Origin of the sequence: Dulcicalothrix desertica PCC 7102 (genome assembly GCF_003991905.1) — a bacterium.
GTDB classification, from domain to species: Bacteria; Cyanobacteriota; Cyanobacteriia; order Cyanobacteriales; family Nostocaceae; genus Dulcicalothrix; species Dulcicalothrix desertica.
Window position 1 is genome coordinate 1 of sequence record NZ_RSCL01000091.1, and the last position, 2,496, is coordinate 2,496.

Consider the following 2,496-nt stretch of genomic DNA (forward strand, 5'->3'; position numbering starts at 1 on the left):
CTGCACAGTGACGCGCTTTGAATTGTTTTTTGGTCAAGCCCTCGGTCTGTTAGTACTTCTCGGCTTCGCATGTTACCACACTTCCACCTAAAGCCTATTAACACGTGTTCTACGTGTGACCTTACCTACTTAAAGTAGTGAGAACACTCATCTTGAGGTGGGCTTCCCACTTAGATGCTTTCAGCGGTTATCCGCTCCGAACATGGCTACCCAGCGTTTACTCCTGGCGGAATAACTGGCACACCAGCGGTTCGTCCTTCCCGGTCCTCTCGTACTAAGGAAGGCTCCTCTCAATGTTCTTACGCCTGCACCGGATATGGACCGAACTGTCTCACGACGTTCTGAACCCAGCTCACGTACCGCTTTAATGGGCGAACAGCCCAACCCTTGGGACGTACTTCCGCCCCAGGTTGCGATGAGCCGACATCGAGGTGCCAAACCTCCCCGTCGATGTGGACTCTTGGGGGAGATCAGCCTGTTATCCCTAGAGTAACTTTTATCCGTTGAGCGACGGCCATTCCACTCTGCGCCGTCGGATCACTAAGGCCTACTTTCGTACCTGTTCCACTTGTTGGTGTCACAGTCAAGCTCTCTTATTGCCTTTACACTCGACGCACGATTTCCAACCGTGCTGAGAGAACCATTGCGCGCCTCCGTTACCTTTTAGGAGGCGACCGCCCCAGTCAAACTGCCCACCTGAAAATGTTCCAATTCCGGATTACGGACATTGGTTAGAATTCTAGCTTCGCCAGAGTGGTATCTCACCGTTAGCTCCACATTCCCCACAAGGAATGTCTCTACGCTTCCCACCTATCCTGCGCAAGCCAAGCCCGAACACAATTCCAGGCTACAGTAAAGCTTCATAGGGTCTTTCTGTCCAGGTGCAGGCAGTCCGTATCTTCACAGACAATCCTATTTCGCCGAGTCTCTCTCCGAGACACCGTCCAGATCGTTACGCCTTTCGTGCGGGTCGGAACTTACCCGACAAGGAATTTCGCTACCTTAGGACCGTTATAGTTACGGCCGCCGTTCACCGGGGCTTCGGTCGTCAGCTTTAACCCGAAAGCCTGACCAACTTCCTTAACCTTCCGGCACTGGGCAGGCGTCAGCCCCTATACTTCCGATTACTCGTTTGCAGAGACCTGTGTTTTTGGTAAACAGTCGCCTGGACCTATTCACTGCGACCCACATTTCTGTGGGCACCCCTTCTTCCGAAGTTACGGGGCTATTTTGCCGAGTTCCTTAGAGAGAGTTATCTCGCGCCCCTTAGTATTCTCTACCTCCCCACCTGTGTCGGTTTCGAGTACGGGTATAACTGCTTCAACACATTACATGCTTTTCTTGACACCAATTACAACTAAACGGAGAACGTATTCCCCTCCCAATCCAATCAGGGCATAGTTGCTTCTCAATGCGTCCCATGTAATGCTCCACAATTCTAGTTGAGGAATATTAACCTCATGTCCATCGACTACGACTTTCGTCCTCGCCTTAGGTCCCGACTTACCCAGAGTGGACGAACCTGCCTCTGGAACCCTTGGGGTTTCGGGGTATTGGATTCTCACCAATATTTGCGCTACTCAAGCCGACATTCTCACTTCTATTCAATCCACATCTGCTCGCCGCTAATGCTTCGCATCAAATAGAACGCTCCCCTACCACTTTTTCAAGTCCACAGCTTCGGTACAATGTTTAGTCCCGTTCATTTTCGGCGCGCAAGCGCTTGACCAGTGAGCTATTACGCACTCATTCTAGGGTGGCTGCTTCTAGGCAAACCTCCTGGTTGTCTTTGCACTTGCACCTCCTTTCCCACTTAACATTGATTTGGGGACCTTAGCTGGTGGTCTGGGCTGTTTCCCTCTTGACGATGAAGCTTATCCCTCACCGTCTTACTAGTGATAGTACACTTTGGTATTCTGAGTTTGTCTCGATTTGGTACCGGTCTCCCAGCCCGCACCGAAACAGTGCTTTACCCCCAAAGCTTAATATTCACCGCTGCGCCTAAACACATTTCGGGGAGAACCAGCTAGCTCCTGGCTCGATTGGCATTTCACCCCTAACCACACCTCATCCGCTAATTTTTCAACATTAGTCGGTTCGGACCTTCACTTGGTGTTACCCAAGCTTCATCCTGGACATGGTTAGATCGCCAGGGTTCGGGTCTATACATACTGATCAACGCCCTTTTCAGACTCGCTTTCGCTTTGGCTTCGTGCTATCCACTTAACCTACCAGCACATATAACTCGCCGGCTCATTCTTCAACAGGCACGCGGTCATTCGTTTAATCGAACTCCCACTGCTTGTAAGCTGACGGTTTCATGTTCTATTTCACTCCCCTCAACGGGGTTCTTTTCACCTTTCCCTCGCGGTACTTGTTCGCTATCGCTCACGCAGACGTATTTAGCCTTACCACGTGGTCGTGGCTGATTCACATGGAATTTCACGTGCTCCATGCTACTCGGGATTCAGCTAGTATCGTTGAATTTTCGACTAC

The 2,496-nt window shown here is 50.8% G+C and carries 1 rRNA gene; it reads right to left on the reverse strand.

Annotated elements, in window-relative coordinates:
- Window positions 1-29 precede the first annotated feature (29 nt).
- Window positions 30-2,496 (reverse strand): 23S ribosomal RNA (locus DSM106972_RS50865); the annotation flags it as partial.